We start from the raw sequence: 23,607 nt of genomic DNA, 5'->3' as shown, positions 1-23,607 counted from the left end.
GTCCCGGGGTCCCGCGGCGGGCAGGCCGGGAGCGGGTCGGGCGGCACGGGGCGGGACGGGACGGCCCCGCAGCGACCGCTGCGGATCGCCTACCTCCCCATCACCGACGCCGCCCCGCTGCTCATCGCCCACTCCCGCGGCCTCTTCGCCGAGGCCGGGGTCGAGGTGGCCGAGCCCGTGCGGCTGCGCTCCTGGGCCACGATGGGCGAGGCACTGCTGGCCGGGAGCGTCGACCTGGTCCACCTGCTGTTCCCGATGGCGCTGCAGATGCGTCTGGACCTCGGTGCCGACATCGCCGTGCTCGGCGCGAACCACGTCGACGGCTCCGCCCTCACCCTCGGCCGGGACGTGCCCGAGCTCGGAGCGCTCGCCGGCTCCACCCTCGCCGTGCCCGGATGGTTCTCGATCCACAACGTCATCGTCCAGCAGATGCTGCGCGCCGAGGGGCTCACCCCCGTCGTGCGACGCACCGCCTCTCGCGACCGTGGCGAGGTCACCCTGGTGCCGATGGCGCCGTCGGACATGATTCCGGCGCTGGACGCCGGCTCGATCAGCGGCTACACCGTCGCCGACCCGTTCAACGCGATGGGCGAGACGACGGGAGCCGGCACCATCGGCCGCTTCCTCGGCGACGTGTGGCGCTCCCATCCCTGCTGCGTCACCGTCGCCTCCGGGGCGCTCCTGCGCCGCTCGCCCGAGCAGATCGCCGGCGTCGCCGAGGCTCTCGTGAGGGCCCAGATCGCCTGCCGAGAGGATCGCGAGGGCGTCGCCGCCGAGCTCGCCGGGACCTACCTCCCCCAGCCCCTGCCCGCGATCGCCGCCGCGATGCACCGCGAAGGCGCCGGACACGCGCACGTCGCCCACCCCGACTGGCACGGCGAGACCATCGACTTCACCCCCGTGCTCAGGCCCGGCTTCACCGCGCAGCTCGTCCGCGAGATGCGCTCCACCGTGCTCGACGCCCCGCTCGGCGCGCTCGCCGAGATCGACCCCGCCGACGCCCACGACCTCGTCGTCGACGACACGGCCCTGCGCGAGGCCGCTCGCCGGATCGACCCCGGCTCCCTCGTCGGCCTCGACCAGCCCGAGGAGATCGCCCCATGAGCCTCGCCCCCACTGATCTCGACCCCGACGACCCCGGCCGGCCCGCGCCTCGGGACGGCGCGACCGCCGAGGCCCGTCCCCGGGATCCCGCGGGGCGCGGGGCCGACGGGGCGTCGCGGCGCCCCGGCCGTCGACGCGGCGTGCGTGCGGAGCGCGGTCCGGCCCTGGCCTGGGGCGCGCTCGGCGTCCTCGCCGTGGGGCTCGCGTGGTGGGCCCTCACCGCCGTCGGCGGGGCGGGCAGTCCCATGCTCGCGGCGCTGGACCCCCTGGGGGTGCCCGCCGCACTCGCCTCCCTGCTCTCCACCGGCGTGCTCGTCCAGGACCTCGTCACCAGCACGCTCCGTCTGCTGCTCGGCATGGGGATCGCCGCCGCCGTCGGCATCCCCGCCGGGGTGCTGATCGGCCTGCACCGGCCGACCCGCTGGGCGAGCGCGCTGCCCGTCCAGTTCGTGCGCATGATCTCCCCGCTGTCCTGGGCGCCGGTGGCCGTGGCGCTGCTGGGGGTCGGCTCGGCGCCGGTGGTCTTCCTCGTCGCGGCCGCGGCGATCTGGCCGATCCTGCTGGGCACCGCGGCGGCGGTCGCCGCGATCGATCCGCGCTACGTCGCCGTCGCCCACACCCTCGGCGCGAACCGGCGCGAGATGCTGCGCACGGTGCTCGTCCCCTCGGTGCGGCCGGCCGTGCTGCAGTCGATCCGGCTCGCCCTCGGCATCGCCTGGGTGGTGCTGGTGCCCGCCGAGATGCTGGGCGTGACCAGCGGGCTCGGCTACGAGATCCTCAACGCCCGCGACCGCCTCGCCTACGACGAGATGCTCGTGGTGATCCTCGTGATCGGCGTGCTCGGCGCCGCGATCGACCTGCTCGCGCGCCTTCTCCTGACCCCGCGCCGGGGATGATCCGGGCGGCGACCCGGGGGCGCCGAGCACGGGTCCGCTTCCCACCAGGTACCTGCAACCCGTAGTATCACTAACGCCGGCGTCCGGAGCCGACGTCGGCCGCAGGTCCCGCGGGCGCGGATCCCTGCGGCCGCACTGCGACTCCGGCCCGCCCGAAGACACCGCCGTCCCAGGAGGAACCCGTGCCCGAAGCCGTCATCGTCGCCGCCACCCGCTCACCGATCGGACGCGCCCGCAAGGGCTCGCTGAAGGACGTCCGGCCCGACGATCTCGCCGCGCAGACCATCCGCGCCGCCCTCGACCAGGTCCCGCAGCTCGACCCCGCCACCATCGACGACCTGCAGCTGGGGTGCGCGATCCCCGAGGGCTACCAGGGCGGGAACCTCGCCCGCACCGTCGCCGTGAAGCTCGGCCTGGACACCGTGCCCGGCGCGACCGTCACCCGCTTCTGCGCCTCCTCCATCCAGACCACCCGCGCCGCCTTCCACGCGATCGCCTCCGGCGAGGCGCGCGCCGTGATCTCCGCCGGCGTCGAGTCGATCTCACTGAGCACCGGCAAGCTCATGGAGGAGGACGCCCGCGACCCGCAGTTCCAGGCCGCGTGGGAGCGCACGGACAAGCGCGCCTCCCGCGAGATCCCCGCCCCCTGGCACGATCCGCGCGAGGACGGCGAGCTGCCCGACGCGTACATCCAGATGGGCCAGACCGCCGAGAACGTCGCCGAGCTGCGCGGCGTGACCCGTCAGGCGCAGGACGAGTTCGCCACCCGCTCCCAGAACCGGGCCGAGGAAGCGCAGGCCTCCGGCTTCTTCGCCCGCGAGATCACCCCGATCGCCCTCCCCGACGGCACCGTCGTCGACACCGACGACTCCCCGCGCGCCGGCGTCACCTACGAGGCCGTCGCCGGGCTCGACCCCGTCTTCCGGCCGGGCGGCACCGTCACCGCCGGCAACTGCTGCCCCCTGAACGACGGCGCCGCGGCGCTCGTGCTGATGGAAGCGGAGTACGCGAAGGAGCTGGGCATCACCCCGCTCGCGCGCGTCGTCGCCACCGGCGTCTCCGGGCTCAGCCCCGAGATCATGGGCCTCGGTCCCGTCGAGGCGACGAAGAAGGCCCTCGACCTCGCCGGGCTCACCATCGAGGACATCGACCTCGTCGAGCTCAACGAGGCCTTCGCCGCCCAGGTGCTCCCCTCCGCGGAGGACCTCGGCATTCCCCACGACAAGCTCAACGTCCACGGCGGAGCGATCGCGCTCGGCCACCCCTGGGGCTCCACCGGCGCCCGACTCACCACCACGCTCCTGAACGGCCTCGCCGAGCGCGACGGCCGCTACGGCCTCGCCACCCTCTGCGTCGGCGGCGGCCAGGGCATGGCCCTCATCGTCGAGAGGATCAAGTGATGACCAGCAACGACACCCGCACCACCACCGACACCAGCAGCTGGGACGCCCCAGCGCCCGGCCACATCTCCCTCGGCGGCAACCCCGGCACCGACGAGAACCGCGATCGCGTCGAGTCGGTGGTCACCGACCGCGCCGTCGTCTCCGCGCCCGACGCGTCGGCCGCCACCCCCGAGACGCTCCTGCCCGCGACCGCGGACCACTTCGCGCTCTTCCAGGACGTCGAGGGCGAGGACCTGAGGGCCTGGGCCGATGCCCGCTCGCTCGCCGACGAGGTCCTGCCGCGGATCAACGACTGGTGGGACCGCGGCGAGTACCCGATCGAGCTCGTCGCCCGCCTCGGCGAGCTCGACCTGCTCACCGACGGCCTGGACGTGCCCGGCCACCGCACCCTCTCCCCGCTCGCGACGGGCCTGGTGAACATGGAGCTCTCCCGGATCGACGGCAGCGTCGGCACCATGGTCGGCGTGCAGGGCGGGCTCGCGCTGCGCTCGATCATGCTGCTCGGCTCCGAGGAGCAGAAGCAGCGCTGGGGCGACTCCCTCGCCACCGGCGCCGAGCACGCCGCCTTCGCCCTCACCGAGCCCGACCACGGCTCCGACTCCGTCTCGCTGGAGACCGTCGCCCGCCGCGACGGCGACGAGTGGGTGCTGACCGGCGAGAAGCGCTGGATCGGCAACGGCGCCGGCTGCCACCTCTCGGTGGTGTGGGCGCGGATCGAGGACCCCTCCGACGAGCAGCTGAACGGCCAGGTCAGCGGGTTCCTCGTGGACCAGTCCCTGCCCGGCTACCAGGCCGAGGTGATCCGCGGCAAGGTCGCGCTGCGCGCCATCCACCAGGCGCACATCACGCTGAACGAGGTGCGGGTGGGGCTCGACCAGCGGTTGCCCGGGGCGCGGAGCTTCAAGGACACCTCGAAGGTCCTCTTCGCGACCCGCGCCGGGGTGGCCTGGGGCGCGCTCGGCCACGCGATCGCCTGCTACGAGGCGGCGCTCGAGCACGCCACCACCCGCAACCAGTTCGGGCGCCCGCTCGCCAAGGCCCAGCACGTCCAGGTGCGGCTCTCGGACATGCTGCAGACCCTCACCTCGATGCAGCTGTACTGCCGTCGCCTGGCCGACCTCGAGGCGGCCGGCACCATCCGTCCCGAGCAGGCCTCGCTCGCCAAGGTGCACAACACCCGCGCCGCCCGCGAGATCGCCTCGAACGCCCGCGACCTCCTCGGCGGCTCCGGGATCCTGCTCGAGAACCGCGTGATCCGCCACCGCAGCGACATCGAGGCGCTGCACACCTACGAGGGCACCGACACGATGCAGTCGCTGATCGTCGGTCGCTCGATCACCGGGACCAGCGCGTTCGCGTGATGCTTTGTCAGTTCAACCTATACTTTTGGCGGCGCTTAAGGAATGCTTCAGACCCCCCGTCAAGAATTTCGCAACAGTGCTCCCGGATTCCGATCTTCGCCAGCGTCGACCCGGAATCAGGTACGGCGGTCAGATCCTCGATAGACCCGGTCCTGTAGTCGAATTCTCGGCCGCCTTCATTTGGGCGATCGTCGCCGTGCCTATTGGCAACGATAACGGCTTCAGCATCAGCGCCCACGACGAGGTTCGCATCATGGGTCACCATAATTATTTGCCTTTCTCGTTTCCGCTCTTTGAGATAGGGTACTACTGCCGAAAAAATAGATCGAGCATCCAAGTCGTCTTCTGGCTGATCTATCAATAGCGGCCACGGGGCATCCGACTCATGAAGTATAAGGGTTAGCGCGAAGAGCGCCTGCTTTCCAGGTGTCATAGTCGACGGAGAGTAGCCACCAATTCGATCTCCATCCATTACGGCCGCGAAACGAATATTCACGCCCGAGTTGAGGACTTCGTTGGCAAAGACTTGTTGGCTGGCGCCCTTCTTTAGAGGAATCTGCCCCCCAAAGCAGTCGCGAAGAAACCGTGCGGGATCAGCATGAGCATTCTCGAGATCGAACTCGCGTTGGCCGGAGGAAGCGTCCCTCATGTATGCACTTCGGACGTTGAGGCGGACGCTGGAAGTCAAGTACTCGGTGCGGTCGGGATCATATCCCTGGTCAATCTCCACCTCGATACTATCGATCACGCGAGGCTGTACTTCGAATTGACGGATAAACTCTGCCTGCTTCTCTACGCGATCTGACAGAGCAGAACGAATATCCAGTTCAGTTTGCTCGCGACTCTTCTGTAGGCGCTCAATCTCTCTGTCTATTTCGTCGATCTGGTTGATCTTCTCTTGGTGATCGCGATCTCGCTTCGCGAGCTGTTCTACAACTTCGGCCTCTGCTACCCTGGCGAGGAGGTCTGCGTTGTCGTCGCGCAATCTTCTACTTTCCTTCTTAGCCCGCTCGCTACGGTCAAGGAGGATTGCCTCCCACTCTTGGAATGCTGCACGAACTCGGTACTTCGCCTCGCGTCGGATCGCGGCGAGCTCCCCATTGATGACATTTTGAAGCGATTGCGGAATGCTGAGCGACGTCTGGGGCAAAGCGACAGTTACATCGAATGTGGTGTTCTCTGTACCAGATCCAATCGTGTCGTCCATGCCGAGAGCTGCACGCGCCGTGCGGAGCTCGTCCTCGGATCGCTTCTCTGTTGATTCGTTCTCGTCGATGCTTGACTTGACGTTCTTATGGTGGTCAAGTTCGTCCGGAGATAGCGATAGTTCAGAAGTTGCCGCAGCCAGTTCTTCCCTTACCGAAAGCTGGGACTTGATGATCGAATCACGATCCCCGATCTCGGAGAGCCTATCAGCGGCATCGATTTCGGAGGTCCTCCAAGCCATCCATGCCTCAATCAGATTCCTCACGTTACCCGTGGAAACCTCGACATCTGATCGGTATCGCTGATACCTTGTACCAAGTTCCGGAAACTCTTTAATGAGTGCCGGCTCAATCTTCTCGGATACCTCACTAGGGCGCGTACTCAAAGAATACAGCGAATTCTGTGGCACATAGACAACGCTGCCCGTGGTTGTCGCGCCTGATCCCCATGATATTTCGCGCTCGATCGAGGAAACCTGCTCCCATGTGTATCCAGCGGCCGGACCGGGAGCCTCATTGTTGTTTAATGCAGACTTGGTCTGTTGACGAATAGTCTCTTCTGGGTCGGCGGCGTACGCGAGATATGCGAGCAGTGAAGATTTTCCGGAGGACCTGCTGCCAATAATTGCATTCAAGTTGCGGTTGAAGTGCACTTCCTTTGGGAAGGAATCGGGTTCGGGAAAGGAAATCTTGTCGATCACGTACATATCCGATTTTGTGTCAGGTTCAGTTGGCTGGATCCTAACCCGCTCCCGAGGCTCGGCGAGAGTTTGGAGAAGCCCCTCGTAGGTCAGGTCCGCCTTAACCCAGGTAGTCTCCCACGACCGGCTGCTATCGGAACCGCTCCGCCCGAGCATTTTGAAAAGGTCATCTTGTGAGTGCGCATCGCAGCCACCGAATGTTGGCTTTGAGGGTGCCGGCGTCGCTCCGGAGATTCGGCTAGGGTTAAGCCAGTGCTCTGCATCCTTAGCCCGAGAGAAGATCGCATCTACCTGCTTGTCGACTTCGTCAATCAAATTGAAGTTTCGTTGGGAATGATTGCCTCCGGGAGATATCCCGTCCGTGCGTCCGGACGCAATCACGACAGCACCATCGGTTAGATGCTCTATGTTGCTGAAAGTGCTCCGAATCGCGTCCTTGATCGCGTCGATTGTGACTGTAGCACCTTCTAATGCGTCGGTGGACCAGTCTTCAGTCTGCTTCATTGTAATGTTGCGGCTCAATGAAGAGTCTGTAGAGGTAAGCTTTAGGTGGTGCGCAAACGCCTCAGCCTCATTCGCGCTTAGTGCCGGTTTGAATATTACGTGCACGTTGGCGTGCTGGACTTTGTTGTTGAAGAATTGGTTCAACCGTAGTTCTAGGTTCGGGAAGAAGACACGTTCTGTGTCTCCAGGATGGAATTCGCGGTAGCGGCGTGTGAATTCAAAGAAGGGGCGGAGGTCGTAATAGTCGGCAATACCTACCGCCCTTACGTCCGAGTTGTGGATAGTCTCACAGAAGCTTTCCCATGCTCCGTCGATGTCATTCAATTTAAATTGGTTGTTGAGGCGCGTCGTTGGAGCATGGACGTGGAGGTCCCACTTCCTCCACTGGGATCCATTTGTCACAGCTAGGTCTCCTGTCGGTTTCGTTGAGTTGTCCATTTTAGTTAGATTGCACTCGTGTTGGCATCATTGAGGAGCTCGTACAGCCCGCAGTCGAGTAGCATCTCCCGCAACTTCTCCCATGGCATGCCCTGCAGCTCCTTAAGTACGGCGTTGGAGGCGTCCTCCACCTGCCATACGGCGTCCTCGGTGACCATCTGCAGCCCCGGAGCGTGGGCGAAGTCCGCCCGGGAATTGGCGCCGGCGATGGCACGCAGGTTGTCGTCGGCGGCGACCTCGGCGAGGAGGCTCTCGATCTTGTCGACCTTGTAGCGGTCGTCGACGTCGAGGTCGCCGAGGTACTTGTTGACCTTCTCGACGATCTCGGACTTCGCGGTGCGCTCACGCTCCCGGACCTTCGCCATGCCCGCCTCGGTGAGCCCGTCGAGCCCCTGCGGCTCGCCCTCGTTGAGGGCGAGGTCCTCGGTGCGTAGCGTCTCGAGCTTGTAGTGGGTCAGGACGATGTCGGAGACGTCCACCTCGCCGGGGTCGGTGACCTCGGTCGTGAACGCCCGTAGCTGGCGGGCGAGCAGATCGGCGTAGACGGAGAACTTCAGGTAGCGCGGATTGCCGTAGTCGATGAGCTGGGCGAAGAAGGCGTACGCCTTCACGTACTGGGCGAGGGTGGAGCGGAAGTCGAGGAGGACCTCGCGTTCCTCCGTGTCACCCTCGAGCAGCGCGCGCCGCCACCGGTTCCCGAAACGGTCCAGCGCGGGCCGAAGACGGTCAGCGAGCGAAGAGTGCTTCGCTCCTTGCGCCGACCAGACCTCCCACACCAGGTCGACCTCGGTTGGGGTGTAGATCCCGACGGAATCGAGCTTGGCGAGCATGTCGACCACGAGATACGGATCGGACTCCTGGTGGATCTCGGCTTCCTCGTAATACTCGCGGAAGGCGGCGAGAATCTGCACGGGATCGTTGATGAAGTCGAGGACGAAGGTGTCCGTCTTACCAGGGGCCCGACGGTTCAGACGCGACAGGGTCTGCACTGCGGCGATGCCGGAGAGCTGCTTGTCGACATACATCCCCACCAGGAGCGGTTGGTCGAAGCCCGTCTGGTACTTGTTCGCGACGATCAGCACGTGCTCGTCCGGCAGGGCGAACACCTTCGCGAGGTCCCGACCCTTCAGGCGCGGGTTCATGGAAGTCTCGGTGACCGTCGGCACCGTCGCGCCGGGAAGGGGCTTGACCTCGGGGTCGGGCACCTCGCCGGAGAACGCGACAAGTGCCTGCAGGCCGAGGCCCTCGGACTCGCTGATCCGCTCGAACTCCCGCGCGTACAGCACCGCGCTCGCGCGGGAGCTGGTGACGACCATGGCCTTTGCGCGCCCGCCGAGGTGGGGCTGTACCGCGGCCTGGAAGTGGCGGATGATCTCGCGGACCTTGGTCGAGATGTTCGTGGGGTGCATCTCGACGGCGTGGAGGTAGGCGGAGGTGCCGGTGCGGACGTCCACGTCGACGTCCTCGCTCTCCGCGGCGAGCTTGATCCGGGCGGCCTGCTCGTAGCTCGTGTAGTTCTTCAGCACGTCGAGGATGAAGCCCTCCTCGATCGCTTGCTTCATCGAGTACAGGTCGAGGGGGACGAGCTGCCCGGAGCTGTCGCGTCGGCCGAACTGTTCGAGGGTCTTCGCCTTCGGGGTGGCGGTGAAGGCGAAGAAGCTGATCCGCTGGTCCTGGTCCGCCTGTGCCGCCATCTCGACCAGCGCGTCCTGGTCGGCGCCGGGCTCCATCTCCTCGGTCCCGGCGGGCGGGTCGTTGAGGTAGACGACCTTCCGCACCGCGGCGGAGGCCTGGCCGGACTGCGAGGAGTGCGCCTCGTCGGCGATGACGGCGAACCGCTTGGCCGCCAAGGTGCCGCCCTTCTCCTGCATCGCCTTGAGGGCGTACGGGAACGTCTGTAGCGTGACGCCGATGATCGGCACGCTGGCGGTGAGCGCCTCGCGGAGCTGCTCGGTCTTCGAGGATCCGGAGCCGCGGGTGACGGCCTGGAAGGTGCCGGTCGCGGTAACGAGCTGGTCGACGGCGTCCTGCAGCTGACGGTCGAGCACCTGCCGGTCGGCGATCACGATGACGGTGTCGAACACCTTCTGCCCGTCGGCCCGGTGGAGGGAGGCGAGGCGGTGCGCCGTCCACGCGATCGAGTCGGTCTTCCCCGATCCGGCGGAGTGCTGGATCAGGTAGTGGTGCCCGGAGCCCTCCTCGCGGGCCGCGTCGACGAGCTTGGTGACGGCCCGCCACTGGTGGAAGCGGGGGAAGCGGATGTGGTGCTTCTCGGTGACCGCCCCGGTGAGGGGGTCCTCCTGCGTCTCGTGGTTGACGTAGACGAACTTGGCCAGGATGGTCAGCCACGCGTCGCGGTCCAGCACCTGCTCCCAGAAGAACCGTGCGCCGATCTCCGGCGGGTTCCCCGCGCCGTTGGCGTCGCCCATGTTGAACGGCAGGAACGTGGTGGCGGGTCCGTCGAGCTTGGTGGTCATCGCGACCTCACGCGGGGTGACGACGAAGTGCACGAGCGCCCCGCGGAACGGGGTCAGCAACGGCTCGCCCTTCGGGGAGCGGTCGCGCTTGTACTGGGTCTTGCCCTCCTCGAGGCCCTGCGTGAACTCGGTCTTCAGCTCGATCGTCGCGACCGGCAGACCATTGCAGAACAGCACCAGGTCGATGCGGTCGGCCTTCTTCTGCGAGTAGACGACCTCCTGCACCACCCGCAGGCGGTTGCGCCGGTACCGCTCGGTAAGCGCGGGGTTCCGGTCGTCCGCGGGCGGCATCTGCAGCAGCTTGAACGGCGCGCGGGCGCCGACGACGTCGAAGCCCTTGCGCAGCACGTTCAGTGTCCCGCCGCCGTGCGCCTCATCGGCGCCCAGCACCTTCGCCACGCGGTCCAGCAGGCGGTCGACGTGCTTCTGCCTGGTGGCGGGATCGGCGGCCGACGGGATGGCGCGCTCGTAGTCGTCGGGGCTGGTCTCCTCGAGCCAGGCGAGGAAGTCTTCGGGGAACAGGGCCCGCTTCTTGTCATACCCGGAGGAGTCCCGGGAGCGCAGCCAGCCGTGCGTCTCCAGATGCGAGGCGATCTCGTCCTGGAAGGCGAGCTCCTGGTGCAGGCCCGAGACGGTCATGACAGCTCCTTGATGTCGTCCTCGAGTTGCTCGGCCGCCGGGCGACGCTTGGCCGTGACGTCGATCTGCCCGGTGACCGCGGCGGTGATCAGCGCGGCGCGGCGCTCCTTGGCGAGGGTGATGGCGAGGTTGATGTCGTCTTCGGCGTCACGGAACTCTTGTCGTGCTCGACTGACCTCGTCGGCAATCGCTGCCTGCTGAGCGAGCGGAAGCGCAGGGACCGGAATGTTCGCGAAGTTTTCCTGCGAGATCTTCTGCATCGAGGCGCTTGACCCGACTCTGATGAGATCGATGGAATCGCGGTAGGCGCGGGTCTGCATGTACGCGGCGACGTAGGCGGGGTCTGCACGCTCTACGCGTACCTGCCACAGCAGGTCGGACAAGTAGAGGTCGTCGACGTGCCGATCGACGAGTGCGGCGCTGCCGACCAGGTCTGGGGTGTTCGCACGATTGACGATGATTGTCCCCTTGAGTGCTGGTGTGCTCAGTCTGGCGACCTCGTTTGAGTCTTCAACGGCCTTGTTTTCGGTGGGGTCGAAATATCCCCTGGAGGCAGCGCCTGTCTTGAGGACCCCAGGGTGTCCCTCTTCGGCGGCGTAGGTGCTCGCATTGACGCTCACGCCTGCCGTGATCGAAATTCCGAGACGCTTTAGTGGTATTTGGTATTTATGTGACGATAGGAATGCATGCTCAATGGTGCTCTGTAGGCGTTCTGTGCGGAGGCTGAGGGCACTTTGTAGATCAAATGCGAGTTCGTCGATCTGGGAGGTCTCTCTGTCGAGGTAGCTTGCTATCTCGATCTGTGTGTGACTATCGGGAGCGCGCAGTCGTATGCTCTTCATGGCTGACCAACGGGTGCTCCACAGGTCGGCGACGATGCCAGAGCCGAATCTGTAAAACTCTTCCTGGAACCAGGTGCTTCGAAGAAGGTGGTGTGCGAATCTAGGATGAATATCGCGCGGCTTGAGTGTGGTGTTGATGACGGAAACGGAGCCCATCCTGGGGGAAAGGCCTGCAGATCCCTTACGGTCCGATCGACTGTTGATGACGATGTCGCCTTGGTGCACCAACTTCTTAGGGGTGCCATCCACTGAAGTCGACACGCTGTCCAGCTGGTCGACGACGCCGTTCTTTGTTACCGAGAGTGCTGCGACGTTACCCGATCGCACAGGTTCGTTTCTATGAGTGAAGAGCGTTCCAAGAGGAACGGTCCGCCAGTTGCTTCCGATCAAGACTTCACCTCCTCCAGACGCTTCCGGATCCGTCCCAGCACCTCGTCCAGATCCCGGTCGATCTCCTCGAGCGGCCTGGGCGGCACATACTCGTAGAAGTGACGGGCGAAGGGGATCTCGGCGCCCTCCTTGGTCTTGGAGTGGTCGATCCAGGCGTCGGGGACGAAGGGGATCACATCGCGCTGCAGGTACTCGTCCACGTCCTCGTCCCACGGCACGTTCTCCGTGTCCCGCAGGGAGGCGTCCGGCTCGGGCTTGCCCGCCTTCGTGACCAGCTCTCCCGCCTCGTCGTGCTCACCCAGCTCGGCGAGCACCACCTTGAGCAGAGCGGGGGAGAGGATGGAGTTGTGCGCGGCGAGCGTCGTCTTCAGTGACACGGTGAACTCGGCGCGGCTGGTCGACACCGCTCCGTCGGACTCCCCGGCGGCGGCCTCCAGTGCGGCACGCAGCGCAGTCTGCTCGGGCTCCTTCAGCTTCGCGACCTGGCGCGCCGCAATGACCCGCTCGATCCGCTCCGGTGTGACGGCGTAGCTCAGTCGTAGCGGCCGCTCGACCGTAATCGTGCGGTAGAAGAAGTCCGTCGTGGCGAAGATCTTCGACTGCTTCGATTCGGAGAAGTCGCGGTACAGCTCCGAGATCGTGCGGATGTTCTCCGCGGAGAGCATCCGGCGCTTCGACCCGACGGACTTGCGCATCTTCACGAACATGTCGGTCGCGTCGATCAGCTGCACCTTGCCGCGACGCTCCGGCGCCTTGTCCTTCGACAGGATCCACACGTAGGTCGCGATGCCGGTGTTGTAGAACATGTCGGTGGGCAGGCCGATGATCGCCTCGAGATAGTCGTTCTCCAGCACCCACTTGCGGATGTTCGACTCGCCGGAGCCCGCTCCGCCCGTGAACAGCGGTGAGCCGTTCAGGACGATCGCGCCCCGACCCGCCGAATGGTTGTCCTCCTCCGCCCGCGGATCCCGCAGCGAGGCGAGCAGGTGCATCAGGAACAGCAGTGATCCGTCGGAGACGCGCGGCAGACCCGGACCGAACCGGCCAGCGAAGCCGCGCACGTCGTGCTCCTCCTTCACCACCTTCTGGGACTGCTTCCAGTCCACGCCGAAGGGCGGGTTCGACAGGCCGTAGTGGAAGGTCTGTCCGCGGAAGGCGGGCTGAGTGAGGGTGTTGCCGAGGACGATGTTCTCGATCGGCTGGCCCTTCACCACCATGTCGGCCTTGCAGATCGCGTACGAGGCTGGGTTGATCTCCTGGCCCAGCAGGTTCACCTGCGCGGTGGTGTTGTGGGCCTTGATCTTGTCGTCGGCTGTCGAGAGCATCCCGCCGGTGCCCGCCGTCGGGTCGTAGACGCTCCGCACCACGTGGTCCTTGCCGAGGTCCTGGTCGCCCGCGACTAGGAGGGTCACCATCAGCTCGATGACCTCGCGCGGCGTGAAGTGCTCACCGGCGGTCTCGTTGCTGGCCTCGGCGAAGCGACGGATCAGCTCCTCGAAGATGTGCCCCATCTGCTCGTTCGAGACGACCTTGGGGTGGAGGTCCACCTTCGCGAAGTGCTGGAGGATCTGCAGCAGCAGATCGTGCCGCGCCAGATCGACGATCGTGTCCTCGATCTTGTACTGCTCGAAGATGTCCCGGACGTTCGGCGAGAAGGCGTTGACGTAGTCGCGGAGGTTCTCCTCGAGGTTGTCCGCATCGCCCTGCAGCGACTGCAGATCATGGCGGGACCGATTGAAGAAGGAGTACTCGTGGCCGGCCTTCCGGCGCAGGTACGCCTCGGGGACGCGCTCCCCGGCCTCGAACCCGTCGACCGCCGCGAGCACTGCCTGCTTCGTCGGGGCGAGCACGGCGTCCAGGCGGGCGAGCACGGTGAACGGCAGGATCACGTCGCCGTACTGGTGCTGCTTGTAGGTCCCGCGCAGGATGTCCGCGGCGGACCAGATGAACGAGGCGTGGTTGAACACGGGGGCGCGGCTCGCTTCCATCAAGGTGAATCTGTGTCAGTCACTCTAAGTGACCGACGCGGAGACGTGGCCGCGACGTCACTTCAGCGGGCCGCGCTCCGCGCCCTGCCCGCCTCCACGACGAGGAGGACCACCAGGATCGCCTCCACCGCCTTCGTCAGCAGGCCGACCGCCATGAACGGCGGACCCATGACGAAGTACAGGACGATCGTGAGGACCGTGTAGCCGATCAGGACGTAGCGGACGGCGGGCCGGAACCGCTCCAGCGCTGCCAGCGGCGCGTACAGCAGCACCAGCAGGCCCAGGTAGCCGAGGCCGTTGAGGACGAACAGGGGGATGCCGAAGGAGAGGTGGACGATCGCGGTGATCAGGGTGGTCAGGATGATCCCGCTCATCACGGGGTAGCCGGCCGGAGGATTCTGGAGCGACATGCGAGGTCTCCCGTCGTGGCGCCCCAGGTGCGGCGCCGGGTCGAGGTCTCCGGGTGCGCGACAGTCGTTGCTGCCGCCCCCTCAGCGTAGTGCCGACCGCTGCGCACGCTCGAGGCGGATGACGTCCCGTCCGAAGGAGACCACGAGCAGGGCCAGGGCGAGGGCGACCACCGCGGACGCCGCCGGGACGGGGACGGCGGGGACCAGCGCGCTCAGCAGCGCAACCCCCTGACCGCCGCCGACGAGCCGCCGGAACTGGCTGAAGGCCAGCGGCTCCCGCAGCGCAGGCCGCACCCACGAGGCCGTCACGAAGGCATAGCGCATCAGCCCGATCGCGAGCGCCCACGGGCCCACCGCCGTCGCGACGAGCACCGACAGCACCATCACCAGCGCGGCGTCGGCCTCCATGTCGATCCGGGCGCCGACCGTGCCGGCGCTGCCGGTGTGCCGCGCGACAGGACCGTCCAGGGCGTCCGTGGCCAGGGTCGTCGCGATCAGCGCGGCCAGCTGCCACGACCGTGCGGCCAGCTCCCCTCCGAGGACCAGTACGGTCGCCGCCGCGAGCGCACCCGCCCCGAGATGGCGGAGCAGGGTCAGGGCGTCCGCCGCCGTCACCGCACCAGGGGCTCGCGGATGCAGCGTCGAGGCCGCCACGGGCCACGTCGCGAGAGCGACCAGCACCGCTCCGAGGGCGAGGAGCCTCGAGGCGGGAGCGGCGAGCAGCACCACGAGCACGCCGGAGAGCAGCTGCCCGCCGGCGAGCACCGCGAGGACCGTCCCCACCCGGCGGAGCCTCCCGGGAGGGTCCGGGACGGGCGATGTCGCGGCCATGTCGGCGAGCGTAGCGGGACGCCTCACGCGGCCCCCCAGGTCCCCACGGTCACGAGTCGGTGACGAGAGAGCGGGAATCGCCGCGCGACCTGCTACATTCCGCTCACCGCTGCCGCACGGGCCACCGGAAGCGCGGGCTCCTGGTCCCTTCTGCACCCCTGGCGGTCACCGATGTCCGACGGCTCCTCGCCTCAGCCCCTGCCTGCCCTCGCCCTCGACGGCGCGGCAGACCCTGCTCCTGCTCCGTGGGCGCTGCTCGCGCCCGCGCTGCGTGATGACCCGCAGGCCGATACCGCGCATGCCGACACCGCGCAGTCCGACACTGTGCAGGCCGAACCTGCGCGGGTGGACACCTGGTCCGACCCCTCGCTGCTCCCGCCCCCGTCGGCGCCGCCGGAGCGTGCCCGGAGCAGCGCGCTGCCGATCGTCGCGATCGTGCTGTCCTCCCTGGCGCTCGCCGTGTCGAGCCTCGTGCTCGCGCTGCTCCTCGTCCTCGGCGGGCTGTACTACGTCTACGGCGGTGCGACGTACGTGATGGGCGATCCCGTCGGCGGGTACTCGAGCATGTACACGCCGGGCAGGGTCACCGATGCCTCCGGTGCGGTCGTCACGGACGTCGGCACCTACGACCGGCCCGCCACGCTCGGGGAGCACACCCTCTCCTGGCCGACGGTGAGCGGCGGGGTCGTGGAGGTGACCGTGACCGAGGTGGACTGGGAGGCAGACGCCGCCGTCGCGGCGGACCCCTCGAACAGCCCGCCCGACCCGAGCGCGGGATACGTCCTGGCCACGGTCGACGTCGCGTACACGGGTCCCGGCGGCACGGTCCCGATCGAGGACCTCTATCTCTGCCTCGAGTCGATGTCCTGGGTCAGCTGCCACATGGACCTCGACGTCGCGACCGCCGCCCCGCTCCGGGACATCGGCGCGCTCACCGACGGCGACCGGGCGACCGCGATCGTCGCCCTCGAGCTGGCCGAGGGTGAGCGGGGCTCCGCCTTGTTCTCCGTCGAGACGATCGACGGCGAGCCGCTGTACCTCGCGGAGCGCTGAGCGGGCGGCACGACGCAGGCGCGGGCCGTCCTCAGTCCAGGTCGACGACCTCGAACTCGAGCATGCCCTCGGCCCGGGAGACCGTGGTCGACGGATCCCGGGCCTCGCGCCGGTCGGCCCAGGCCCGGAAGCTCTCCTCGTCCGCCCAGCGGGTCAGCACGAAGTAGCGCTCCTCGCCCGCGACCGGGCGCAGCAGCTCGAAGCCCTCGAAGCCGGGCGCCCCGTCCACGGAGTGCTTCCGGGCGGCGAAGCGCTTCTCGAGCTCGGCCGACTCCCCGCCGGGGACGGCGAGGCGGTTGATCTTCACGACGGTCACAGGGTCCTCCTGGTGGTCGGGGCGTGGGGCGGGCGGTGCGGCCGCCCGATGCGGCCAGTATCGGCGCGCAATGCGCCGCCGCGGAGGACGGAGGGACCGGGGCGGCGGCCGGCGATCGTGGTACGCAGGGGCCCTGGCGGCGGTCGACGACCGTGGTACAGCGGGGCCGGTGCGGCGGCTGACGGTCGTGGTCCGGCGGGGTCCGAGCGCTCAGCGCACCGAGTGCGTGTGGCTCGGGCGGTGCATGTGCAGCGTCGGGTGCTGGGCGGCGAGCCGCTCGCAGAGCGCCGCGACCTTCGGGTTGTGGGCGAGGCCGACGAAGATCGCATGGGCCTCGGCCCCGAGATGCTCCTCCAGCAGCCACTCCTCGGTCCAGGCCTCGAGCGCGGCGCACGCCCGGTCCCCGCGCCGCCAGCCCCGTCCGAGCACCAGGTGGCGCGTGGTCACCCCCGGCGGCGTCGGCAGCAGCGGCCGCCGCTCGTCCGGCAGCTCCAGGACGAGCTCGCCGACGGTGTCCCGCGGGAGGGTGCGCAGCAGGGCGCCGAGCAGGGGGAGGTCGTGCTCGTCGCCGATCAGGAGGTGACGCAGGGGGATCGGGGACACGGTGCTCCTCGGCGATGGTCGGTGCCCGGCGGGTGCCGGAGCGGTCACCCTAGGCCGCGAGGAGCAGATGAGGCAAGGCTTGCCTAAGCTGCTAGAGATGTCAGGCTCCGCGACGCGAGCCGCTTCGTCAACGGCCAGACCCTCCACGTCGACGGCGGGATGACCGCGGTGGTGTGAGCGGCCGGGCGGGCACGGGACGACTGGCCGGGAACGCGGGGAAGGAACCACCGATCCCGGCCCACCGCCGGTCGGAGGAGCCGCGTACCCTACGAGCTGTGAGCTCCTCGTCCCGCCGCCCCACCTCCGCCGACGTCGCGGCGCGTGCGGGTGTCTCGCGGGCCACCGTCTCGATGGTGCTCAACGGACGTGTGGAGGGGACGGTCGCCGTGGCCACCCAGCAGCGCGTGCTCGCCGCCGCCGCCGAGCTCGGCTACACCCGCTCGGCCCTCGCGATCTCCCTCAAGGAGCGTCGCTCGCGCACGATCGGTCTCATCACCGACGAGATCGCGACCTCGCCCTTCGCCGGCCGTATGGCGCGCGCCGCCTCGATGGTCGCCGCCCGGCACGATCACCTCGTGATCACCGTGGACCTCTCGCTGCGCGACCACACCGTCGAGGATGCCGCCCGCCTCCTTGCCGAGCGTCAGGTCGACGGACTGCTCTACGCGACCATGGGCCGCATGAGGGGCCCCCTCCCCGTCGTGCCGCCGGGGATCCCGCTGGTGCTGGCGAACCACGAACCGGTGCCGCCCGGGGCGGACGAGCGCGGCGAGGGTGCCGAGCTGCCGCCCACCTTCGTGCCCGACGACTACGGCGGCGCCCGACGTGCTGCTCGTCGCCTGATCGAGACCGGTCATCGGCGGATCGCCATGCTCTCCGGCGACGATCGCTCCGTGGCCGTTCTCGAGCGGGAGGCCGGCTTTCGTGACGAGCTGGCGGACGCAGGCCTCGAACCGCGGATGGTGAAGGCGGGGTGGCAGATCGACGACGGCTACCGGGCCGTCGCCCGGCTGTTCGCGGGGGAGGATCCGCCGACGGGTGTGTTCTGCATCCGTGACCGGGTCGCTGCCGGGGTGCTCCAGGCCGCGGCCGCGGCGGGAATCTCCGTTCCGGGGGATCTCTCGGTGATCGGCTTCGATGACGAGGACTTCTTCGCCGAGCGGCTCGTTCCGAAGCTCACTACGATCGCCCTGCCCCACGAGGAGATGGGGCGCCGGGCGATGGTTGCGCTGTTCGCGCGACTGGAAGGCGAGGCGGCGGGCGACGACGCGGGTCTCGTGATCGTCGAGTGCCCGCTCGTCGAGCGGGAGTCGGTGGGGATGGCTCGGGGGCGCTGACCTCGCTCGACGTCCGCTGCGAGGGCTGGTCGAGGGACGTCCGCTGCCAGGGCTGGTCGAGGCGGGGCCGGTGGTGCTCCGGCCGGGTCTGAGCCGGCTCCGGATCCGGGCTGGTCTTGGGCTGGGCGGGCCGGCCCGCGTCATGGGTTCCGGGCGCTGCCGGGGGATCAGGGTTGACACGTGTGAAAGCTGCGCTCCATACTGGTTTCGCACGACTTGGACACGTGTGAAAGCGGTGTGTCGGCGATGACGCCGGACAGCCGCATCTACTCGCACCTCCTCCCTCGACCCGCTTCGACTGTCCCGACTCTCGACGAAGAGGACCGCATGGCCAGCCCCTCCACCCTCACCCGCCGCGCCCTCCTCGGCGCCGGCGGCGCGGCAGCCCTCGCGGGCACCGTCGCCGCCTGGCCCCGCCTCACCGGCGCTGACATCCCCGGCCGCGGCCAGGACGCCCTGACGATCCTGATCCTCGGCACCTCCCAGGACGCAGCCGGTCGCCAGGCGATCGCCGATGCCTTCATGGAGACCCACCCCGACATCCCTGTCCTGATCCAGTCCGTGCAGGCCACCGACTGGGGAGACTTCTTCGCGAAGATCCTCACGATGGTCGCCTCCGGCACCCAGCCCGACATCGTCTACACCGCGACCGAAGGCGCGCAGCTCTTCGCCGAGCGCCTCGCGCTGCCGCTGGACGACTACCTCCTGCGCGACGCGGAGGAGATGAAGGACTACTTCGAGGACGTCCACCCCAGCCTCATCGAGGCGTTCATGTACAAGGGCTCCCTCTACCAGCTCCCGCTCGACTTCAACGCCGCGAACATGTACCTCAACCTCGACGTGCTCGAGCGGAACGGGCTCGAGATGCCGGGGGAGGACTGGACGAAGGACGACTTCACCGAGCTGCTGCGCGGGATGAAGGGCGACGCCACCCCCTACTACTGGACCAATCGTCTCTTCGGCGGGATCGTGCCCTGGCTCTACGTCAACGACACCTCCTTCCTGATCGAGGAGCGGGCGAGCGGCGGCGAGGACTTCTGGTCCACCTTCTATCCCGGCGAGCAGCGCTCCGGCGGTTATCTCTGGACCGGCTCCAACGCGACCGACGACCGCGTCCACGAGAGCTTCGAGCACCTGCGCGGCCTCGTCGGCGAGGGCCTCGCCGTGCGTCCCGAGGAGGGCGGCGGCAACACCCTCGTCGGCCTGTTCGCCTCCGGTCGCATCGGCAGCACCCCCGCGGGCGGCTACTGGGTGCAGGGACTCGCCGAGGGCGGCATGCGTCCCGAGCAGTACGACGTGCAGTTCTTCCCGCGCTGGAAGACCCAGCGTCACCAGTTCGGAGGCGCCGGATACGCGGTCATGAAGACCACCGACAAGCCGGACCAGGCCTGGGAGTGGATCAAGTACACCGCCTCGAAGGAGGCGATGGAGCTCGCCTTCCCGACCCCGTCGACGACTCCCACCCGGCGCTCGATGGTGAACGATTCCCTGTACACCGGCATCGGTCCGGAGCACTGGTCCCGCTTCTACGAGACCCTCGACCGCTTCCCGTCCACCGGCCCGATCCCCGCCCCGCCGCAGCAGGCCGCCGTCGAGACGGCGCTCATCCGCAACGTCTCCACCGCGCTGTCCGGCGGTCCCGACCAGGTCGCACGGTCGCTCGCGGCTCTGGACGCCGACCTGCGCGCCGTCTTCTCCGAGGAGGACCCCTCATGACCGCCGATCGCGACAGCGCCCTGCTGCGCTGGCTCTTCCTCGCCCCGACGATGCTCGGCATCGGCATCTTCGTGGTGCTGCCGATCGTCGGCTCGCTCGCTCTCGCCTTCTTCCGCTGGGACATCATCACCTCCCCGCAGTTCGTGGGGCTGGAGAACTTCGCCGACCTCGCCACCGACCGCACCGTCGGCATCTCCTTCCTGAACACCGCCGTGTTCGTGGTCGTCGCGGTCGCCGCCCAGCTCGTCATCGCGATGCTGCTCGCCGTGCTGGTCAGCTCCCGGATGCCTCCGTGGCTGCGAGTGTTCTTCCGCTCGACCTTCTTCTTCCCCCTCGTGCTGTCCGCCGCGAGCGTCTCGATCCTCATGAAGTACCTGTTCAACGAGAGCTACGGCGTCATCAACTGGCTGCTCTCGCTGGTGGGGATCCCGGCCGTGCCCTGGCTGACCAGCCCGCAGTGGGCGATGGTCGTGGTGATCGCGGTGTACGTGTGGCAGAACTTCGGCTTCTCGTTCCTGCTGTTCATCGGGGGCCTGAGCTCGATCCCCACCGAGATCTACGAGGCCGGCTCCATCGACGGGGCGACCGGCTGGCGCCAGTTCCGCCATCTCACCCTGCCGCTGGTGAGTCCCACCGTGCTGGTCGCCTCGGTGATGGCGATCATCTCCGCGCTGCAGGTCTTCGACCAGCCCTACGTGCTCACGCGCGGCGGGCCCGGGGACTCCACCCGCACGGTCGTGATGGTCATCTACGAGAGCGCCTTCCGCGAGCTCGAGTTCGGGCGTGCCAGCGCGATCGGCCTGGTCCTCATGGTCCTGATCATGCTCGTCACCGCCGCCCAGTTCCGCCTCGCCCGACGCTTCGTCTTCTATCAGTGAGCCGCGCTCCCGCCGTCGCGAGCGCCCCTGTCCCCGTCCGGAAGGACCCCCGATGACACGCCGCCTGCCCGCCCTCGCCAAGTACTCCGCCCTGTTCGTCGCTGCCGTGCTCACCCTCGGTCCGGTGTGGTGGACGTTCACCACCTCGCTCCGGCCCGCCGCGGAGTCCTTCAGCCTCCCCCCGAGCTTCTTCCCCACGTCACCGGACTTCTCGAGCTACACCGCGGTGTTCGAGCAGATCGCGGTGCCGCTGCTGGTGCTCAACAGCGCCCTGGTCACGGGCGTCGTCGCGATCGGCCAGATGCTCACCGCCGCGATGGCGGGGTACGTCTTCGCCCGCATGGAGTTCCGCGGCAAGAATGCCCTGTTCGCGATCGTGCTCTCGACGATGATGGTTCCGGTGCAGGTCACGATCGTGCCGGTGTTCATGATCATCCGCGGCATGGGGCTCTCCGACACGCTGCTCGCGCTGATCCTCCCCGCGATCCCCACTGCTTTCGGGACGTTCCTGATGCGTCAGTACTTCCTGGGCCTCCCACTCGAGCTGGGGGAGGCAGCGGCGCTCGACGGGGCGAGCCCCTGGCGCACCTTCTTCTCGATCTATGCGCCGCTGGCGCTGTCCGGCATGGCGATCGTGGGCGTCCTCGCCTTCAACTACCACTGGAACGAGTTCTTCCGCCCGCTGATCTTCATGATCTCCGAGCAGAACTACACCCTGCCGCTCGGCCTCGTGACCCTCCAGGGCAACCTCGGCACGGGTTCGATCTCGGTCGTGCTCGCAGGGGTGATTCTCTCGATGGTTCCCGCCGTGGTGGTCTTCCTCTTCGGCCAGCGATACCTGCGCGAGGGCCTCACCGCCGGGTCCTCGAGATGACCGCTGCCCACCGTCCCCGCCCCCACGTCACCAGGAGCAGCATCACGATGACCGACACCCTCGACCTCGGCTTCCCGGCCCTCCACCGCGTCCACCCGCTCGGCTGGATCAACGACCCCAACGGCATCCACCCCACCGCCGACGGCCGCTGGCACGTGTTCTTCCAGTACAACCCCGCCTCCACCCGCCACGAGCACATCCACTGGGGGCACATGTCCTCCTCGGATCTGGTGAGCTGGCGCGAGGAGCCGCTGGGCCCCGTGCCCCGGCCGGGAGAGGCCGACCAGGGCGGCTGCTGGAGCGGCGTCGGACTCCTCGACCACGCGCCCGACGCGAGCGCCGCCGAGGGTGCCGAGCTGTCCGCCGGACCCGTCGCAGGCGAGCCCGGTGCTCCCGCCGTCCCCACACTCGTCTACTCCGGGGTCGACGGTATCGAGAACCAGCTCGCCCGCGTGCTCGTCACCCGCCTCGATGAGAGCGGCACCGAGCTGGTCCGCACCGGCGTGGTCGCCGCCGAGGTGCCCGAGGTGCCCGGACTGATCGGGATCCGCGACCCCTTCGTGTTCACCTACGGCGGGAAGCGCTGGGGGATCCAAGGCGCGGGGGTGCGCGAGGGCGGTCGCTTCGTGCCGACGCTGCTGCTGTACTCGTGCGAGGACCTCGAGAACTGGGAGCTCGTCGGCACGCTGCTGCACGGGGACGACCCTGTCGCCGCCGGGCACTCGCCCGCCGATCTCTGGGAGTGCCCGCAGCTCGTGCCCGTCGGCGGGCGCTGGGTGCTGCTGCTGTCCCGCTGGGGGCACCCTTCCACCCACGAGCGCTCCACCCTCCAGGTCGACTACCTGGTGGGGGACCTCGTCGACGGCCCGGACGGCGCGCCGCGCTTCGCTCCGACCGCCGGGGGGCAGGTCGACATCGGTCCCGACTTCTACGCACCCCAGGCCGTCGTCGACGCCGAGGGCGGCCGGGTGCTGCTGTGGGGCTGGTCATGGGAGGCGTTGGAGCGTACCCAGGAGCAGACCGACGCCCAGGGCTGGGCGGGCGTGCTCACCTTCCCGCGGGAGCTGCGGCTCGACGGGGAGGAGCTGCGCAGCGCGCCGGTCCCGGAGCTGCGCGCGCTGCGGGCCGAGGCGCTGCCCCTGGAGGCGGCGGACGACGTCGACGTGCCAGGGGCCACCGGGGCCGGCGGCACTGTCGAGCTCTTGCTCGAGACTCCCGCGCGGGCCGAGGTGCGCACTCGCGGGGCCGTCACGGTCGAGATCCTCGGGGCCGACGGCACTGCGCGCGAGGTTCTCTCGGCCGATGACGGGCCCGCGACGCTGTTCCTCGACGCGAGCCTCCTCGAGCACCTCCCGGACGCGGTTTCCCCGTGCACTCTGCGCTTCTATCCGACAGACGGCGATCGGGTCCGCGTGCGCGGGGCGCTCGCCGAGGCGTGGGCGCTCGAGCTGCCCGGGCGCTGAGCCTCCCGCCGCGGCATCCCGAGCGCTGCCGGGTCCGGTTCCCCCGATCCGAGGCCCGGGGCCGTCGGTGGCATGGTCGGTCACGGGCGTCTGGCGTACCTCTATGCCTATATGGCGGTTTCAGATGATCACTGCATCGGTGGTGATGATCTGGAGGAGCGATGAGCGGTAGGCGCAG

The 23,607-nt window shown here is 68.2% G+C and carries 18 protein-coding genes; 10 read left to right on the top strand and 8 right to left on the bottom strand.

Translation table 11 applies throughout. The features are described from left to right. The 4 genes from L3K22_RS15480 to L3K22_RS15465 form a co-directional block, all read left to right on the top strand. Positions 1 to 1,104: ABC transporter substrate-binding protein (locus tag L3K22_RS15480; protein WP_263312183.1), on the top strand; the 1,104-nt coding region annotated here is incomplete at its 5' end. After that, positions 1,101 to 2,000, top strand: coding sequence for an ABC transporter permease (locus tag L3K22_RS15475; RefSeq protein ID WP_191460433.1), 900 nt, complete (start codon positions 1,101 to 1,103; stop codon positions 1,998 to 2,000). The genes L3K22_RS15480 and L3K22_RS15475, both read left to right, overlap by 4 nt. 182 nt (positions 2,001 to 2,182) lie before the next feature. After that, positions 2,183 to 3,400: an acetyl-CoA C-acetyltransferase gene (locus tag L3K22_RS15470; protein ID WP_263312182.1), complete on the top strand. Its 1,218-nt coding sequence runs from the start codon at positions 2,183 to 2,185 to the stop codon at positions 3,398 to 3,400. Next, complete coding sequence (locus tag L3K22_RS15465; RefSeq protein ID WP_263312181.1) at positions 3,400 to 4,764, top strand: acyl-CoA dehydrogenase family protein; 1,365 nt, start codon at positions 3,400 to 3,402, stop codon at positions 4,762 to 4,764. The genes L3K22_RS15470 and L3K22_RS15465 overlap by 1 nt, the downstream gene beginning before the upstream one ends. Positions 4,765 to 4,771: 7 nt before the next feature. On the opposite strand, the gene L3K22_RS15460 is transcribed toward L3K22_RS15465, so the two are convergent. The 6 genes from L3K22_RS15460 to L3K22_RS15435 form a co-directional block, all read right to left on the bottom strand. Continuing rightward, positions 4,772 to 7,612, bottom strand: coding sequence for a TrlF family AAA-like ATPase (locus L3K22_RS15460; protein ID WP_373318079.1), 2,841 nt, complete (start codon positions 7,610 to 7,612; stop codon positions 4,772 to 4,774). Positions 7,613 to 7,617: 5 nt separating this feature from the next. Next, the gene (locus tag L3K22_RS15455) at positions 7,618 to 10,728 is read right to left on the bottom strand and encodes a type I restriction endonuclease subunit R (protein WP_263312179.1); all 3,111 of its coding nucleotides are present in this window, start codon (positions 10,726 to 10,728) and stop codon (positions 7,618 to 7,620) included. Then, positions 10,725 to 11,960 carry a restriction endonuclease subunit S domain-containing protein gene (locus L3K22_RS15450; RefSeq protein WP_263312178.1) on the bottom strand — a complete coding sequence of 412 codons (1,236 nt, stop codon included), beginning with the start codon at positions 11,958 to 11,960 and terminating at the stop codon, positions 10,725 to 10,727. The genes L3K22_RS15455 and L3K22_RS15450 overlap by 4 nt, the downstream gene beginning before the upstream one ends. Next, the gene (locus tag L3K22_RS15445) at positions 11,957 to 13,948 is read right to left on the bottom strand and encodes a type I restriction-modification system subunit M (protein WP_263312177.1); all 1,992 of its coding nucleotides are present in this window, start codon (positions 13,946 to 13,948) and stop codon (positions 11,957 to 11,959) included. The genes L3K22_RS15450 and L3K22_RS15445 overlap by 4 nt, the downstream gene beginning before the upstream one ends. A gap of 62 nt (positions 13,949 to 14,010) precedes the next feature. Beyond that, positions 14,011 to 14,358 carry a hypothetical protein gene (locus tag L3K22_RS15440; RefSeq protein ID WP_263312176.1) on the bottom strand — a complete coding sequence of 116 codons (348 nt, stop codon included), beginning with the start codon at positions 14,356 to 14,358 and terminating at the stop codon, positions 14,011 to 14,013. 81 nt (positions 14,359 to 14,439) lie between these two features. Continuing rightward, on the bottom strand, positions 14,440 to 15,189 hold the full coding sequence (locus tag L3K22_RS15435) for a CDP-alcohol phosphatidyltransferase family protein (protein WP_263312175.1): 750 nt from the start codon (positions 15,187 to 15,189) through the stop codon (positions 14,440 to 14,442). 171 nt (positions 15,190 to 15,360) lie between these two features. Between L3K22_RS15435 and L3K22_RS15430 the strand changes: the two genes are divergently transcribed. Then, the gene (locus L3K22_RS15430) at positions 15,361 to 16,242 is read left to right on the top strand and encodes a hypothetical protein (RefSeq protein WP_263312174.1); all 882 of its coding nucleotides are present in this window, start codon (positions 15,361 to 15,363) and stop codon (positions 16,240 to 16,242) included. 31 nt (positions 16,243 to 16,273) lie between these two features. Here L3K22_RS15430 and L3K22_RS15425 read toward each other — a convergent pair whose 3' ends face one another. Then, positions 16,274 to 16,558, bottom strand: coding sequence for an antibiotic biosynthesis monooxygenase family protein (locus tag L3K22_RS15425; RefSeq protein WP_263312173.1), 285 nt, complete (start codon positions 16,556 to 16,558; stop codon positions 16,274 to 16,276). A 210-nt stretch (positions 16,559 to 16,768) separates the two neighbouring features. Next, positions 16,769 to 17,161, bottom strand: a complete 393-nt coding sequence (locus tag L3K22_RS15420; protein WP_191460041.1) for an SIP domain-containing protein — start codon at positions 17,159 to 17,161, stop codon at positions 16,769 to 16,771. A gap of 275 nt (positions 17,162 to 17,436) precedes the next feature. Between L3K22_RS15420 and L3K22_RS15415 the strand changes: the two genes are divergently transcribed. From L3K22_RS15415 to L3K22_RS15395, 5 genes are all read left to right on the top strand, one after another. After that, positions 17,437 to 18,498 (top strand): LacI family DNA-binding transcriptional regulator, encoded by a 1,062-nt coding sequence (locus tag L3K22_RS15415; RefSeq protein WP_263312172.1) that lies wholly within the window; start codon positions 17,437 to 17,439, stop codon positions 18,496 to 18,498. A 327-nt stretch (positions 18,499 to 18,825) separates the two neighbouring features. Beyond that, positions 18,826 to 20,214, top strand: coding sequence for an extracellular solute-binding protein (locus tag L3K22_RS15410; RefSeq protein WP_259882760.1), 1,389 nt, complete (start codon positions 18,826 to 18,828; stop codon positions 20,212 to 20,214). Then, positions 20,211 to 21,092, top strand: a complete 882-nt coding sequence (locus L3K22_RS15405; RefSeq protein WP_053915932.1) for a carbohydrate ABC transporter permease — start codon at positions 20,211 to 20,213, stop codon at positions 21,090 to 21,092. Before L3K22_RS15410 ends, L3K22_RS15405 begins: the two co-directional genes overlap by 4 nt. Before the next feature lie 52 nt (positions 21,093 to 21,144). Continuing rightward, positions 21,145 to 21,966, top strand: coding sequence for a carbohydrate ABC transporter permease (locus L3K22_RS15400; protein ID WP_259882759.1), 822 nt, complete (start codon positions 21,145 to 21,147; stop codon positions 21,964 to 21,966). A 47-nt stretch (positions 21,967 to 22,013) separates the two neighbouring features. After that, positions 22,014 to 23,429, top strand: a complete 1,416-nt coding sequence (locus tag L3K22_RS15395; RefSeq protein WP_263312171.1) for a glycoside hydrolase family 32 protein — start codon at positions 22,014 to 22,016, stop codon at positions 23,427 to 23,429. Positions 23,430 to 23,607 lie beyond the last annotated feature (178 nt).

The organism is Brachybacterium atlanticum (assembly GCF_025669985.1).
In the GTDB taxonomy this organism is placed as follows: domain Bacteria; phylum Actinomycetota; class Actinomycetes; order Actinomycetales; family Dermabacteraceae; genus Brachybacterium; species Brachybacterium conglomeratum.
The sequence above is the reverse complement of the archived record's forward strand: the minus strand, read 5'-3'. Positions and strand labels throughout refer to the sequence as shown.